This is a genomic window from Nonomuraea zeae (genome assembly GCF_005889725.1).
Classification (GTDB): Bacteria; Actinomycetota; Actinomycetes; order Streptosporangiales; family Streptosporangiaceae; genus Nonomuraea; species Nonomuraea zeae.
Window position 1 is genome coordinate 1 of sequence record NZ_VCKX01000133.1, and the last position, 14,558, is coordinate 14,558.

The window sequence follows — 14,558 nt, forward strand, 5'->3', positions numbered from 1 at the left end:
GGGTGGGCGAGTGGGCGCTGACGGACGTGCTCTACCGGATCGTGGCCGGGGTGGTCTGCGGCCTGCTGATCGGCCGCCTGCTCGGCCGGCTGTTCTTCCACTCCCGCGCCGAGGAGCTGCGGCTGGCCGAGCACCGCGACGGCTTCGTGGCGCTGGCCGCTACGTTCCTCGCCTACGGGGTGACCGAGCTGGTCAGCGGCTACGGCTTCATCGCCGTGTTCGTCACCGCCTGTACCGTCCGCCGGGTCGAGCACGGCCACGGCTACAACAACGTCCTGCACGGGTTCGTCGAGCAGCTCGAACGGCTCTTCACCGCCTGGCTGCTGCTCCTGCTCGGCGGCTTCGTCGCCACCGGCGGCCTGGCTCCGCTCACCTGGCGCGGCGCCGCCGTGGGCCTGGCGCTGGTGCTGGTCATCCGCCCGCTGTCCGGCTGGCTCTCCCAGCTCCGCGGCCCGGCCGGGCCCCGGGAGCGGCGGATCATCTCCCTGTTCGGGATCCGGGGGATCGGCTCGCTGTTCTACCTGGCGTACGCGCTGGGTCACGCCGACTTCGGCGTGCCACCGGAGGAGCTGTGGGCGGTGACCGCCTTCACCGTGATGCTCTCCGTCGTCCTGCACGGCATCACCGCCACCCCGGCCATGAACCGACTCGACGGCCTCCGCGAGCGCGTGACGGCGCGCGGCCGGAGCTAGGACGCGCGAACGGCATCGTCCCCGGATGCGACGACACGCGGCGACCGCCGGGCGGCCCGGGGAGATCGCCCCCGGGCCGCCCGGCCGGCGACCTCAGCCTCCGATCGCGGGCATGCTCTCGGGAACGGTCTCCGCCGCCGCGTCCGGTCGCGCGGCCGAGAGCAGCTCCACCAGGTGGTCCCCGATCGCGGAGATGGTGGGCTGCTGCCACAGCAGGGTCGCGGGGAGACGGCAGCCGAAGCGCTTCTCCAGGCGCCGCCGGACCATGACGGTCATCACCGAGTCCAGCCCCTGCTCGACGAGGGGACGCCGGATCGCCAGGTCCTCAGGGGCCAGCCTCATCACGGCCGCGATCTCCGCGCGGACCTCGGGCACGACGCGCTCGCGCAGGTCCTCGGGCGCCAGGCCGGCGAACGACTCCGCGGGCTGCCGGAGATCGTCCTCGGCCGGGGCGGGCGCGTCGATCACCGGGTAGCGGAGCCCCGCGAGGTGGCCCACCACCCGGCCGTCCACGTCGGCCAGGAGCGCCCGCACGGTGTCGCCGGCGGCCGGGTCCACGGACGCGTCGATGATCACCGTCGCGGGCGGCGTGCCGGTCAGCACCACCTCGTCGATGTGCACGACCATGCGCAGCACCGGATCGCCGGGGAACACGCAGGGCGCCACGGACATCGCCGCGTCCAGCGCCGAGGCCCAGCTCCCCCACTCCTCGGTGCGGACCGTGGCCCGCAGCGCGCCGTCCCCGCCCAGCAGCGTCTCGATCGTCCAGTCGAAGCCCGTCGAGGGCACGCCGACGGTGGCCAGCCGGTCGTGCACGAACCCGGGGTCGATCGGGGTGAGAGCGCCGGCGTCCGGCAGCACGTCGGGCTTCACCTGGCCAGGAGCGGCCACGTTCGCGGTGACGTGCACCAGCCAGGCGGGCTCGGGCTCGTCGGGGCCGGCCGGCGTACGGGAGGCGAGCCGTACCGCCGGAGGCTCGTGCACGACCTGGATCTGCCTGCGTCCGGCGGTCATCAGCGGATGCGTCATCTCCACGTCGGTGAGCGTGACGTCCTCGTCCTCCACCGCGTGCAGGAACGTGTTGACCAGCACGGCGGCGGGCACGATCTCGACCCCGTTGAGCGCGTGGCTGCCCGGGTAGGGCCGGTTGGCGTCCTCCAGGCCGGTCCGCCACACCCGGGTCCGGCTGCCCGCGAGGCCCGACCCGGCTCCGAGCAGGGTGTGGGAGTGCACGTCGTGCCCCCGGTTACCGTCCCCCATGTACGCCTCGCGCCAGTGGCGGCGATGCTGCCAGGCGTACGGCGGCAGGTCGGCCAGGCCGCCGGACGGCTGCAGCCGGCGCCAGTCCACCTCGACGCCGTGACAGTGCGCCGTGCCCACCGCGACGAGGAAGGTCGCCTGCTCCGGCTGGTTCCGGCGCAGCGACGTGCCGACGAACACGTCCTCGAACCCGCTCTCCGAGAGCGTCTCGGTGACGGAGTGCGCGACCACGGGGTGGGGGGAGATCTCCAGGAACACGCGGTAGCCGTCCTGCGCCGCGGCCGCCGTCGCCGCGGCCAGCCGTACGGGCTCCCGGAGGTTCGCCGCCCAGTACGCGCCGTCCAGGACGGGCGCCGACCGGGGGTCCGCCAGCGCGGTCGTGTACATGGGGATGCGCGGCGCGCCGAACGACAGATCGGCGGTCGCGGCGGCCAGCTCGACGGCCAGCGGGTCCATGTGCGGGCTGTGGAAGGCGACGTCCGACGCCACCCGCCGCACCACGATGCCCTCGGCCGGCCAGTCGTTCACCACCGCCTCGACCGCGGCGACGTCGCCGGACAGCACGGTGGAGCCGGGCGCCGACGAGATCGCCGCCACCAGGTCGGTACGGCCGGCCAGCCGCTCGGCCGCCTCCTCGAAGGACAAATCCACCATCACCATGGCCCCCTTGCCCTCGGCCTGGCGCAGCAGCCGGGAGCGGCGGCAGATCAGGCGGGCGCCGTCGGCGACGGTCATCGCGCCGGCCGTCACCGCCGCCGCGATCTCGCCGACGGAGTGGCCGATGACGGCCTTCGGAGCGACCCCGTACGCGGTCCAGAGCCTGGCGAGGCCCAGCTGCATCACGAAGATCATGGTTTGCACGCGGTCGATCGTGTCGAGATCGCCGTCGGCCAGGACCTGCCGGGGCGAGAAGCCGATCTCCTCGGCGAAGATCGGCTCCACCTCGTCGACCAGCGCCGCGAACTCCGGCACGGCCAGCAGCTCCCGCCCCATCCCGCGCCACTGGCAGCCCTGCCCGGAGAAGACCCAGAGCGGTCCGGGACCGAGCTCGGGCAGCACGTCCCCGGTGAGCACGGCCTCGGCCGGCACGTCATCCGCGAGCCTGCGCAGGCCGGCCGCGAGCTCGTCCCCGTCCGCCCCGATCACGACGGCCCGGCGGGCCAGATGGGTGCGCCGGAGCGCCAGCGTGTGCCCGGCGGACGCCAGGTCGAGGCCGGTCCCGAGGTGGTCGGCGAGCTTGCCCGCGTACTGCCGCAGAGCCTTTTCCGACGCGGCCGACAGCGGGAACAGCCGCTCCCCTGCCGCCTCGGCCCTGGGCGTATCTTGGCTCGGGGGAGCCTGTTCGAGCACGATGTGCGCGACCGTGCCGCCGTACCCGAAGCTGGAGACCCCCGCCCGGCGGGGGTGGTCGCGCTCCGGCCAGGACGATCGTTCGGTGACCACGCGAAGGCCCGAGGACTCCCACGGGATGGCCGGGTTCAGGGTGGTCAGCACGCTCGGGGGGATCTCGCCGCGGTGGAGGGCGAGCACCGCCTTGATGACGCCGGCGATTCCGGCGGCGCCTTCGAGGTGACCGATGTTGGACTTGACCGAGCCGATGAGGCACGGGTCGCCGGGGGCCCGCCGCGCGCCGAACACGGCGGACAGCGCCCCCGCCTCCAGCGGGTCGCCCAGCCGGGTCCCGGTGCCGTGCGCCTCGATGTAGTCCACGGTGGACGGCGCGACGCCCGCCTGCCGGCAGGCCCTGGTCATCACGTGTTCCTGGGCCTCCCCGCACGGCGCCATGATGCCGTTGGTGTGCCCGTCCTGGTTCACGGCGCTGCCGATGACGAGCGCGAGGATCCGGTCACCGTCGCGCCGCGCGTCGGACAGCCGCTTGAGCACGACCACGCCGCAGCCCTCGCCGCGTCCGTAGCCGTCGGCCGACGCGTCGAACGACTTGGAGCGCCCGTCGGGGGCCAGGGCTCCGGCGGTGCCGAGCGTGAGGGTCTGGCCCGGGGTGACCAGCAGGTTGACGCCGCCGGCGAGGGCGACGTCGCTCTCGCCGAGCCGCAGGCTCTGCGCGGCCAGGTGCAGCGCGACCAGCGACGCCGAGCAGGCGGTGTCGATCGCCATGCTCGGGCCGCGCAGGTCCAGGGAGTAGGAGATGCGGTTGGCGACGGCGCAGGTCGCGGCGCCGATCCCGGTCCACGCCTCGATCTGGGGAAGGTCCTCCAGCAGACGGCTGCCGTAGTCGGCCGTGCAGACCCCGACGAACACCCCGGCGTCGGTGCCGGCCAGCTCGTGCGGCGGCAGGCCGGCGTGCTCCAGGGCCTCCCACGCGGTCTCCATCAGGATCCGCTGCTGCGGGTCCATCAGCTCGGCCTCGCGGGGCGACAGGCCGAAGAACTCCGCGTCGAAGCCCTCGATGTCGCTCAGGAAGCTGCCGTGACGCACGGCGTCGCGCAGCGCGGCGGCGTGTTCGGGGCTCCGGTTCTCGTACCGGCGCCAGCGTTCGGCGGGCAGCGGCCCGGTCGTGTTCCGGCCGGCGCTCAACAGGTCCCAGAACTCGTCCGTGGAGTGGACGTCGCCGGGGAGCCGGCATCCGATCCCGACCACCGCCACTGGTTCCACCCGGGCTCCGCGCGGACTGTCGCCCATCTGCGTTCAATTCCCTTCGATCTCAGGCCCATTGAGGAGTATCGATGATCTTGATCACGGCGCTGGAGACGGTCACTCCCGGCCCGGTGCCGAGCATCAGCATGTGGTCGCCGGGGCCCAGCTGCCCGGTCATGAGCAGGTGGTCGAGGGAGAGGACCTGGTCGCTGGCCCCGCAGTGGCCGATGGTGCGGCCGTGGTCCCAGGTCGAGCGGGACATGGGCAGGTCGAGCATGGCCATGCACCGCTGCTCGACGATCTCTTCGGAGTAGTTCATGAACGCCACCCGGGTGAGATCGCGGGCCTCGATCCCGCTCTCGTCCAGGGCACGCTCGACGACCTCCATGAGCGCCCGCTGGATGTTGAACAGCGCCGCGGTCGCCTCGCCCTTGGGCATGACCTGCTGCCGGAACTGCTCGTTCCTGGCCGCGAAGCTCATCCGGCGCCCGACCGTGACGCCCGGCGGGAACAGGGGCTCGCTGCCCCGGTGCAGCTCCTCGGCCTCGGCCACCGTCGTCGTGCAGACCGACGTCAGGCGCGCGAAACCGCCCTCCCTGGTGAGCACGAGCGCGCTGGCGGCGTCCCCGCCGATGTAGCCGGGGCCCATCCGCCACCGGTCCATCAGCGGGGTGCCGTAATTGTCGGAGGCGACCAGCAGGGCGGCCTGCCGGCCGGGAGCGCCGTCCAGATAGCCGGCCGCGAGCTCCAGGGCGATGAACATCCCGTTGCAGCCCTGCCGGATCTCGGTGGCCAGGACGTCCCCGCCGACGAGATGGCGCTGAAGGTAGGAGTGCGGGGGCCAGCCGTCCGGTCCCTGGTGCCAGGTCGAGGCGTACAGGAGGAGATCCAGGTCGGCCGCCGCGCGCCCGCTGCGCTTGAGCGCGCTCTGTGCCGCGTGCAGGGCCATCTCCGGAGCCGGTACGTCACCGGCCACCGCCGCCCCTGCCAGGTTGTGCAACTCGGCCTCTTCGGCCGGGTACCAGCCTTTGGCGACGGCCTTCTCGACGCTGACGACGGTCCGCGGGAGGAACGCTCCCACCCCGCTGATGTACGTGTCCGCCCACTGCATGACTCTGCCCACGCTCCGGCTAGACGGATTCGAGTTCTCTGACCATCGCCACGATGGTCGCGACGTCCCTGAAGTTCTCCGGGTCGAGCTTCGCCGCGGGGACCGGGACGCCGATGTCGCGCCGGAGGAAGTTCAGCAGCCGCGCGGTCCGCAGGGAGTCCAGCAGACCCGACACGAGGAGCGGGGTCGTCTCGTCGACCTTGATGTCGTCGCCGTCGAGGACGAGGTTCTCCTGGATGAAGCCGATCAGCCGCCGCGTGATCTCGATGTCGGTCATGCGAGGGCCCCGCTCGTGACGGGAGAGGTGGACAGGACCCTGAACGCCGCCGCGGCGACGGACGTGCCCGAGCCGAACCCGACCATGAGCAGGTGATCGCCGGCCACGAGCCCGCCGGTCGCGATCAGATGCTCGAAGGCGATGAACTGGTCCACCGCGCCGCAGTGGCCGACGCGCCGCCCGTAGTCCCAGGTCGTCTGATCCTCGTCGATGCCCAGCCAGGCCATCTGCCCGTCCAGGTCCTCGCGGCGGCCGTGCGGGAAGGCCACCCGCGTGATGTCGGCGAGCCCGATCCCGGCCTCGTCCAGGGTCTTCTCGACCTGCTGCATCATCGTTTTCTGGATCGTCAGGTGGATCCCGGTTCCCTGCGCCTGGAGCAGCCGCCGGCGGAACTCCTCGTGCCGGTCACCGAAGCTCAGCCCCCTGCCGACGGTGGCGTCCGGCGGGAACAGGGGGTAGGCGCCGTCGTTGACCGCGTCGGCCGCGGGGATCACCGTCACGTTCACCGACAGGAGCTCGGCCATGCCGTACCCCTTGCCGAGGATGAGCGCGGCCGCGGCGTCGCCGATCAGCGCCCCGGGCGTCATCCGCCAGCGGTCCACCAGCGGGGTGCCGTGGTTGTCCGCGGAGACGACCGCGGCCGTCTCCCGGTCCGCGTCGGCCTGCAGGTAGCTCGCCGCCAGCTCCAGGGAGCTGATCATCCCTACGCAGCCGCTCCGGATCTCGTGCGCCGGCACGTTCCCGCCGAGCAGATGCATCTGCAGGTAGTGCTGGGGCTGCCAGCCGTTCGGGCCCTGGTGCCAGACCGACGGGTAGAGCAGCAGGTCGAGGTCGCGCGGGGAGGACTCGCCCCAGCGTTCGTACGCGTCCAGGACCGCGAGCCGCGCCATCTCGGGCGCGGGCATGTCGCCGGCCACCGCCGCGCCGATCTGCCGGAACTTCCCGGCCTCCTCGGCCGGGTACCAGCCCTCACGAACCGCCTGCTCGACGCTCACGCTGTCAGGCACATGGACGCCGAGGCTCCTGACGAACATGTTGGATGTACGCACACGTCCCCTAACTCATCGACGGTCCCGGACAACGGCCTTCCGCAGCGGTAGGCGGCTTTTCCGATTTATTTCGGAGCCCCGGGATATCAAGTGACCCAAGGCCGGTCAACGAAAACAACGTGAAATAAGCCGGCGGGCCGTCACGGGCAAGGATAGGGGCGGCCCACCGGGAGAAGCAATAATGAAAGCCCACAACCCGGCCCGCCACATTGCGTGATCGAGATCCGACGGAACGTGGTGAAATTTGAAAATGCGCCTTTCCTCTTCAGGCCGCGGTTTCCCCGAAAGCTTTGGTCCGGAATCCGGGGCGGCGGGAGAACGGCGCCGGGCCGTCGCCATTCGGCTCGGGCCCGGCGCGCGTCGACTCAGGCGGGCACTCTCGTACAGACGATGTTGTTGAGTTTGAACTGGGCCGGAATGTCGTTCGTCCCGGTCGCGGTCGCCGAGAAGCCGAGGCTCTGACTGGAGCCGGGGCCGATGTAGGAGTTGTGGCCGGCGTCGCGGGCGGCGACCTGGGTGCCGGTCTGGGTCACCGTGGCGTTCCAGGCGGTCGTGATCTGCTGGTTGCCCGACCAGGCCCACGTCACGGTCCAGCCGGAGATGGGGGTCGTGCCGGTGTTCCTGATCGTCACGCTGCCGTTGAAGGCGCCGTTCCAGACGCCGGTGGCGTAGGTGACCTCGCAGGAGTTGCCCATCTTGAGCCCGCTGCGCAGGAAGGTCGTGAAGTTGGCCCAGGTGGGGTTGAGCGTGCCGGTGCCGACGGTCTCGCCGCAGTCGGTGGTGGTGCGGACGGTCTGCAGGCCGTACTGGGCGGGGTCCATGATCTGGACCATCATGTGGTCCGCGGCGGGCACCGATACGAACGTGGCGTCACCGCACTGGGCCTTGATCCTGTTGTAGAGCAGGACGCTCTGCCCGTGCGGCACCAGGAAGTCGGCCTGGCCGTGCAGGAACAGCAGCGGGGGGTCGTTGCTGTCGACGTAGGTCATCGGATTGGCCTGGGCCGCGGTGGCTGGGCAGGTCTGGATCGGGCAGCCGAGCAGGAGGGACTCCGGGGAGGCGGGCGAGTTGTGGTCCAGGCCGCCGGTGGGCAGGTTCTGCGCGTTCATCTGCAGGAAGTCGGTCGGGCTGTAGAAGGCGAGCCCGACCTGCACCGCGCTGGAGACGCCAGTCGTGCCGACGGTGCCCTCCAGCGCCGCCACGCCGCCGGACAGGGTGGCCATCTCCGTCAGCCAGCCGCCCGAGGAGTCGCCCATGATCGCGAAGCGATTGGGGTCGAGCTGGTACGTGGCGGCGTTCGCGCGCACCCAGCGGATGGCCGCCTTGATGTCGTGCACCTGGGCCGGGAAGATCGCTTGGGCGCTGGACCGGACGCTGACGCCGACCACGGCGAAGCCGAGCGGGTTGAAGATGTTCGCGATCGCGTCCGCGCCGGTCTTGCCGTCGTCGCTCGTCCACGCCGAGCCGCTGTGCCAGAACAGCACCGGCCGGGGCGTGATGCCGGTGGACGGCAGGTACAGGTCCAGCAGATGCCCCCTGCTGCCGGCCGGCTGCGCGGGCGCGTACGCGATGTCGGTGATCACCTGCGCGGCTTGGGCCGGCGGCGCGAAGGTCACTGACACACCGACGGCGGCCAGCATGGTCATGACCACGCCGACGATCATGGCCGGCCAGATTCGAGCTTGCATGGTGCGACTCCGGTTGGTCGGATGATCGCCGCTCCCCCGGTGGCCGTCCGTGTCCCCCCCGACGCAGGGCAGCCGCGATCAGCACGCCGACCGTAGCGCCTGCGAGAACAACGTCCTGCTGGAGTGTCGCGGCTCACATCGATATGGGCCGGGGAGACGATATGCCACGTAAGTGACGATGGTCAAAGGTTTCTATGTATCGTGCCAATCGAACAGGAAAAGCGGCATAAATCGTACTTTACGAGCTCAAAGAGCGAAGAAAGTCTCAGATCATCCATGCCATGCACAGGCAGTCGGATACGTGCCCGCGAGGCCCTCCAAGGCCGCCAGGTCCGCAATTGGACAGAAGCTGGAACTCCAAGAAAAAAATTGCGGCCCGGAACGTAACGCCGGCCTTACCAACGGTAAACACCCGTGAAACGCGCGCCGCTTCCCCGATAAGACCGATGAAAGTTTCAACGGCTCCTCCGGCCGATTTGGACCTGACAATCTCCGTGGCGCGCGGTGGGTGATAATGTCCACCGTCATGATCTCCCCAGTCGCAGGAGGACGAATGCGAAAGGCACGCGCTGTTCTCGTCTCGGCCGTCATGGCCCTCGGAGTGTCGTTGACGATCGGCGCCACCCCGGCGCACGCCACGGCGAAGCTGGTCGGCGTCTTCAAGGACTCTTCCGAGTGCCAGCGGATCGGGACCCTCGGCGTCACCCAGGGCTGGTGGGAGGACTATTCATGCAAGTGGGAGGACCGGTACCGCTACTACTTCCTCTACGCGTGACCCCGTGAAGCGCACGCGTCCCCGGCACTGAGCGGTCGAACCGGGGGCGCGTGCGCCGGGATTTCCGCACCCCACGGGCGCACCGGCCCCGCTCGCAGGCGCCGGTGCGGTCCGGACGATTGCCCCGGGCCGCCGGCGAGAGCACAATCCACGAGTATCACCACCCGCCAACCGCGTCCCAGCGCCTGCTCCCGGGAGCGTTCATGAGCACTGTCGCATTGATCACCGGCGCGGCGAGTGGCATCGGCGCCGCCGTGGCGCGGCGGCTGTCCGCGGGCGGGGTCGCCTGCGTGCTGGTCGACCGTGACGCCGAGGGTGTCGAGAGGGTCGGCAAGGAGGTCGGCGGCGCGTGGCTGGTGGGCGACGTCAGCTCGGAGGAGACGTCGTCGCGGGCCGTGGCGCTCGCCGACGAGCGGTACGGCCGCCTGGACCTCGTCCACCTGAACGCCGGGACGAACGGCGGCGTCGACATGTCCGCCTTCGACCCGGAGCGCTACCGCACGGTCATGGGGATCAACACCGACTCCGTGGTCTACGGCGTGGCAGCCGCCCTCCCGCTGCTCAAGCGCTCCGGCGGCGGCTCCGTCGTGGTCACCTCGTCGCTGGCCGGGCTGGTCGGCTTCGGCCTTGACCCGATCTACTCGATGAGCAAGCACGCCGTGATCGGCCTCGTCAGAGCGCTGGTGGAGCCGCTGGCCGGGGCGGCGGTCAAGATCGGCGCCGTCTGTCCCGGCTTCACCGACACGCCGCTGATCGCGCCCGCCAGGGACATGCTGATCGAGGCGGGGCTGCCGATGCTGACGCCCGACGAGGTGGCGGCCGCCGTGGACTCGCTCTTCCACGCCGAGACGTCCGGCACCGTGCTGGTGGTGCAGAGCGGGATGGAGCCGACGCCGTACCACCACGCGGACCCGCCCATGCCGGCCGGCTGAGCACGGCGACGATCTCGGGGGTCCCGATCTTGCCGGGTTAAGATCGGCTGGTGACGGTTCACGACCGAAGGGCCTTCATCATCGGAGGCACCGGACAGATCGGCCGGGCCACCGCCGCCCGGCTCACCACGGCCGGGTACGCGGTGACCCTCGGACACCGCCGGGCCCGCCCGGACGCCACGCATCCGGACGGAGTGACGTCGGTCCAGGTCGACCGGGCCGACACCGAGGCGCTGCTCAAAGCCCTCGACGGCCACGATCTGGTCGTGGACACGGTCGCGTTCGCCCCGCACCACGGCGCGCAGCTCGCCCGGCTGGCCGGCCGCGTCGGCTCGCTGGTGGTCATCTCGACGGGCGCGGTCTACCAGGCGCCCGGCCTGCCGGTGCCGATCCCGGAGTCGTGGCCGACGGTCGAGCGCGACGCCCACGACTATCCGGCGGGGAAGGCCGCGCTGGAGCGCCACCTGCTGGCGACGCCCGGCCTGCCGGTCAGCATCCTGCGTACGGGCGTGCTGCACGGCCCGTACGGCACCTCGCTCGATCACTGGTCGTTCATCAAGCGGGCGCTGGACAAACGGCCGCACGTCGTGATCGCCCAGGACGGGCGGAGCCGGTTCCCCACCACGGCGGTCGCGAACGTCGCCGAGCTGATCTGCCTCTGCGCGCAGCGCCCGGCGGCCCGGGTGCTCAACATCGCCGACGACCCGCTGACCGTCGCCGAGATCGGCGCCAGGGTCTTCGCCGTCATGGGCCACGAGGCGGAGATCATCACCTTCGAGGGCCCGTCACGTCCCGACGGCCTGGGCTTCCATCCGTGGAATGTGCCGGAGCCCATCGTGTTCAGCATGGACAGGGCCCGCGCCGAGCTCGGGTACCGGCACGCCGTCTCCTACGACGACGCGCTGCGCGCGGACATCGGATGGGCCGTCCCCGCCGTGTCCGAGGCTGAGGCGGCCGGCGGCGGCTGGCAGGACGTCTTCCCTGATCTGGTCGCTCGCCACGGGCCCGACGTCTGGTTCCCCTACGCCGCCGAGGACGCCTACGTCACCGGCGGATAGGCGGCACTACCAGGCGACCGGCATCGCGTGCAGCCCGAAGAACGGGGCGTCGTTGGCGAAGGGCAGGTCCTCGGCCCCGATCGCCAGGCGCAGCGTGGGCATTCGGGTCAGCAGCGTGCCATAGGCGATCTGCAGCTCGGCGCGGGCGAGGTTGCGGCCCACGCACTGGTGCACCCCGTGGCCGAAGGCGACGTGGTGGTGGGCGGACCGGCGGATGTCGAACTCGTCGGGGTTCTCGAACGCCCGCTCATCACGGTTGGCGGATGCGGCCAGCACCGTCAGGCGGTCGCCGGCGCGGATCCGCGCAGTGCCGATCTCCAGGTCGTCGGCCGCGATCCGGTCGAAGCTGACCCAGTCCTGCACCGAGTGGAAGCGCAACAGCTCCTCGATCGCGCCCGGCAGCAGGCTTGGATCGGCGCGCAGCGCGGCCAGCTGCGCCGGGTGCCGCAGCAGCGTGAGCACGCCCAAGGAGATCGTGTTCGCCGGAGAGTCGTAACCCGCGAGCAGCAGGAGAAAGCCGATGTTGATCAGCTCGTCGGTGGTCAGCTCGCCGGTGGGCAGGTGCCTGGCGGCCAGCCGCCGGATCATTCCCTCGTGCGGCGCGCGCTCCGCGTCGCGGATGAGCTCCCGCAAATAGCCGCGGACGTCGCTGGACGCCTGGGCCGCCACACTCGGGTTCATGCTCGTCACCGACAGCATCCGCAGCCGTGACTCGAAGAACTCGTGGTCGGCGGCCGGGATCCCGAACAACTCGCAGAGGACGCGGGCCGGGACCCGGCGCGCGTACAGGCTGACGAGGTCGGCGGGCGCGCCGGCCGCCAGCAGCTCGTCGATCGCCGTGTCGGCGATGCGCTGGAGGGCCGGGCGCATGGCCTCCATCGGACGGGCGCCGAGCTCCGAGATCAGCAGTCGCCGGAACCGGCTGTGCTCCGGAGGATCCAGGTCGACGAAGAAGCCGTCGTCGGGGCGATCGTCGTCGGGTCCGCGCGGCCGTTCGGGGCGTCCGGTGTTCGAGCTGATCCTCGGGTCGCTGAGGATCTGCCGCGCCTCGGCGTAGCGGGTGACCGCCCAGACCGGTGCGCCGTTGGGCAGGCTGGCCCGGACGACCGGCGCGGTGGCCCGCATCCGCCGGTACTCGTCGGGCGGCGCGAAGGGGCAGGTCCGCTCCATGGGGAAGGTCGGGGTCGCGGTGACGTCGTGCTCGGGTGTGCTCATTGCGCTTCCCCGTGTGAGCCGGCGGCGACATCGGCCGGGGCGCGGTCAGGTTTCCCGTGTGCCGGCAGATGCCGCTGTTCAGGTAGTGCAGATGCTAAATCGGGTGGCGCAAAAATTGCTAGTGATGGCATTTTCCCGATTTGTCATGCATAATCCACTTCTCTGGCGATCAAGGGCGCGCGCGGCGTTCAGGCGGCGAGCTTCCTCGATGTCCCCGGCTGTCAATCCCGCCGTTGGGTGGGGCAGGTGCCCGTGGGGTCGATGGCGAGCACGATGCGGTCGCCGATCTGGGCGAGCTGCTTGATCTGGCTTTTGCTGAGCGGCTCGATGACGTACTCGCGGACGGCCGCGACGTGGCCGGGCGCGGTGGCGACGACCTTGTCCCAGCCCTCTCCGGTGAGCGCGGCGAGGGTGTAACGGCCGTCCTCGGGGTCGGGGTAGCGGCGGATCCAGCCGCGCTTCTCCAACCGCCCGACGGTGTGGGACAGGCGGGACAGCGAGGCGTCGGTGAGCTCGGCCAGCTCGCTCATCCGCATGGTGCGCCCCGGGCTCATCGACAGGCCCGACAGCACCTGGTAGTCAAAGTGGCTGATGCCGGCGTCCCGCTGGAGCTGCCGGTCCAGCGCGGCGGGCAGGCGGATGAGCACGCTCGCCAGCCCGAACCAGCCCCGCATCTCCTCCTCGTCGAGCCAGCGCGGCTCCTGAGGCGTCCCGTCTTCGTCCATGGCTCCATTCTAACTTGAGCCGTCAAGTGATCCGATCGCCGAATGAGTTGACGCTGCAAGTCATCTCGCCTAGGTTCCGGTTGAAGCTTCAAGTCCACAACGGGGGCCGGCCAGGTGATCGAGGACAGCTGAGCGATCGTCCTGATCCCGCGCGCCGCCCCTTCACCGAATACCGACATCCAGTTGGAGATCAACATGCGTGCACTGAACGTCCCCGAAGCCGGAGCCGCGCCCGTCGTCTCCGACCTGCCCATCCCGCAGGTCGCCGACGGCACCGTCCTGGTCCGGGTGGTGGCCGCCGCGCTCAACGCCGTCGACAACGCGCTGGCCTCCGGGATGATGGCCGAGATGATGCCCCACGCCTACCCGCTGGTGATCGGCCGGGACGCCGCCGGCATCGTCGAGGCGGTCGGCGCGGGTGTCGACCACGTCGCCGTGGGTGACGCGGTGATCGGCAACATCTCGCTCATCCCGCCCATCCAGGCCGGCACCGTCGCCGAGTACGCGCTGTTCCCGGCCGCGGCCGTGACCGCCAAGCCCGCCGCCCTGGACTTCGTCAGCGCCGCCGCGCTGCCGCTCGCGGGCGCGGCCGCCCACGCCTCGGTCGAGGCGATCGAGGCGCGGGCGGGCCAGACGGTCCTGGTGACCGGCGCGACCGGCGGCGTCGGCTCCTACGCGGTGCAACTGCTCGCGGCCCGGGGCGTCACCGTGGTGGCCACCGGGGCTCCGGCCGACGCCGACCGGCTCACCGCGCTGGGCGCGACCACCGTCGTCGACCACACCGCGGCCACCCCGATCGCCGACCAGGTCGCCGCGACCTGTCCCGACGGCGTCGACGCCCTCATCGACCTGGTCTCGTACTCCCCCGACGGGCTTGCGTTGAGCGCGGTCCGCAAGGGCGGCAGGGTGGCCAGCACGCTCGGCGCCGCCGACGAGCAGACCCTCGCCGGAGCCGGGCTGACCGGAGCCAACGTCATGGCGGCCCCGGTCCGCGAGATCGTCGGGCCGCTCGCCGCCCAGGCCGCCGCCGGCACCCTCAAGATCGACGTCACCACGGTCCTGCCGCTGGACCGGGCCGCCGAGGGCCTGGCGACCATCGCCGCCGGCGCCGCACGCGGCAAGATCGCCGTCAGGATCGGCGACTGACCCTGGCCGGCCCGCCGTCCGCCCTCCCCGCGAGG

General features: G+C 71.4%; 12 protein-coding genes. 5 read left to right on the forward strand and 7 right to left on the reverse strand.

Features of this window, described 5'->3' with window-relative positions; translation table 11 throughout:
• A partial coding sequence (locus tag ETD85_RS34390; protein WP_206058954.1) for a cation:proton antiporter domain-containing protein occupies positions 1 to 692 on the forward strand: 692 nt, incomplete at its 5' end.
• A 93-nt stretch (positions 693 to 785) separates the two neighbouring features.
• Here ETD85_RS34390 and ETD85_RS34395 read toward each other — a convergent pair.
• From ETD85_RS34395 to ETD85_RS34415, 5 genes are all read right to left on the reverse strand, one after another.
• On the reverse strand, positions 786 to 4,565 hold the full coding sequence (locus ETD85_RS34395; RefSeq protein ID WP_240779617.1) for a type I polyketide synthase: 3,780 nt from the start codon (positions 4,563 to 4,565) through the stop codon (positions 786 to 788).
• A gap of 49 nt (positions 4,566 to 4,614) precedes the next feature.
• A complete protein-coding gene (locus ETD85_RS34400) occupies positions 4,615 to 5,670 on the reverse strand; it encodes a ketoacyl-ACP synthase III family protein (protein WP_240779618.1) in 1,056 nt (351 codons plus the stop codon).
• Positions 5,671 to 5,677: 7 nt separating this feature from the next.
• The gene (locus ETD85_RS34405; protein WP_138693990.1) at positions 5,678 to 5,935 is read right to left on the reverse strand and encodes an acyl carrier protein; all 258 of its coding nucleotides are present in this window, start codon (positions 5,933 to 5,935) and stop codon (positions 5,678 to 5,680) included.
• A complete protein-coding gene (locus tag ETD85_RS34410) occupies positions 5,932 to 6,942 on the reverse strand; it encodes a ketoacyl-ACP synthase III family protein (RefSeq protein ID WP_240779619.1) in 1,011 nt (336 codons plus the stop codon). The genes ETD85_RS34405 and ETD85_RS34410 overlap by 4 nt, the downstream gene beginning before the upstream one ends.
• A 407-nt stretch (positions 6,943 to 7,349) precedes the next feature.
• Positions 7,350 to 8,672, reverse strand: a complete 1,323-nt coding sequence (locus ETD85_RS34415; RefSeq protein WP_138693991.1) for a cellulose binding domain-containing protein — start codon at positions 8,670 to 8,672, stop codon at positions 7,350 to 7,352.
• Between the two features lie 553 nt (positions 8,673 to 9,225).
• Between ETD85_RS34415 and ETD85_RS34420 the strand changes: the two genes are divergently transcribed.
• From ETD85_RS34420 to ETD85_RS34430, 3 genes are all read left to right on the forward strand, one after another.
• Complete coding sequence (locus ETD85_RS34420) at positions 9,226 to 9,447, forward strand: hypothetical protein (RefSeq protein ID WP_138693992.1); 222 nt, start codon at positions 9,226 to 9,228, stop codon at positions 9,445 to 9,447.
• A 203-nt stretch (positions 9,448 to 9,650) separates the two neighbouring features.
• Positions 9,651 to 10,379: an SDR family oxidoreductase gene (locus ETD85_RS34425; RefSeq protein WP_138693993.1), complete on the forward strand. Its 729-nt coding sequence runs from the start codon at positions 9,651 to 9,653 to the stop codon at positions 10,377 to 10,379.
• 50 nt (positions 10,380 to 10,429) lie between these two features.
• Positions 10,430 to 11,437: an NAD-dependent epimerase/dehydratase family protein gene (locus ETD85_RS34430; protein ID WP_138693994.1), complete on the forward strand. Its 1,008-nt coding sequence runs from the start codon at positions 10,430 to 10,432 to the stop codon at positions 11,435 to 11,437.
• Positions 11,438 to 11,443: 6 nt separating this feature from the next.
• Here the strand turns inward: ETD85_RS34430 and ETD85_RS34435 are convergent, their stop codons facing one another.
• Positions 11,444 to 12,652, reverse strand: coding sequence for a cytochrome P450 (locus tag ETD85_RS34435; protein ID WP_138693995.1), 1,209 nt, complete (start codon positions 12,650 to 12,652; stop codon positions 11,444 to 11,446).
• Between the two features lie 221 nt (positions 12,653 to 12,873).
• The gene (locus ETD85_RS34440) at positions 12,874 to 13,377 is read right to left on the reverse strand and encodes a MarR family winged helix-turn-helix transcriptional regulator (RefSeq protein ID WP_138693996.1); all 504 of its coding nucleotides are present in this window, start codon (positions 13,375 to 13,377) and stop codon (positions 12,874 to 12,876) included.
• 195 nt (positions 13,378 to 13,572) lie between these two features.
• Here ETD85_RS34440 and ETD85_RS34445 point away from each other — a divergent pair, with 195 nt between their 5' ends.
• The gene (locus tag ETD85_RS34445; protein ID WP_138693997.1) at positions 13,573 to 14,523 is read left to right on the forward strand and encodes an NADP-dependent oxidoreductase; all 951 of its coding nucleotides are present in this window, start codon (positions 13,573 to 13,575) and stop codon (positions 14,521 to 14,523) included.
• Positions 14,524 to 14,558 lie beyond the last annotated feature (35 nt).

Excerpts from the sequence above, each read along its gene's own strand:
- ETD85_RS34405 (WP_138693990.1), bottom strand. The coding sequence starts at position 5,935 with ATGACCGACATCGAGATCACGCGGCGGCTGATCGGCTTCATCCAGGAG.
- ETD85_RS34415 (WP_138693991.1), bottom strand. The coding sequence starts at position 8,672 with ATGCAAGCTCGAATCTGGCCGGCCATGATCGTCGGCGTGGTCATGACC.
- ETD85_RS34420 (WP_138693992.1), top strand. The coding sequence starts at position 9,226 with ATGCGAAAGGCACGCGCTGTTCTCGTCTCGGCCGTCATGGCCCTCGGA.
- ETD85_RS34425 (WP_138693993.1), top strand. The coding sequence starts at position 9,651 with ATGAGCACTGTCGCATTGATCACCGGCGCGGCGAGTGGCATCGGCGCC.
- ETD85_RS34435 (WP_138693995.1), bottom strand. The coding sequence starts at position 12,652 with ATGAGCACACCCGAGCACGACGTCACCGCGACCCCGACCTTCCCCATG.
- ETD85_RS34440 (WP_138693996.1), bottom strand. The coding sequence starts at position 13,377 with ATGGACGAAGACGGGACGCCTCAGGAGCCGCGCTGGCTCGACGAGGAG.
- ETD85_RS34445 (WP_138693997.1), top strand. The coding sequence starts at position 13,573 with ATGCGTGCACTGAACGTCCCCGAAGCCGGAGCCGCGCCCGTCGTCTCC.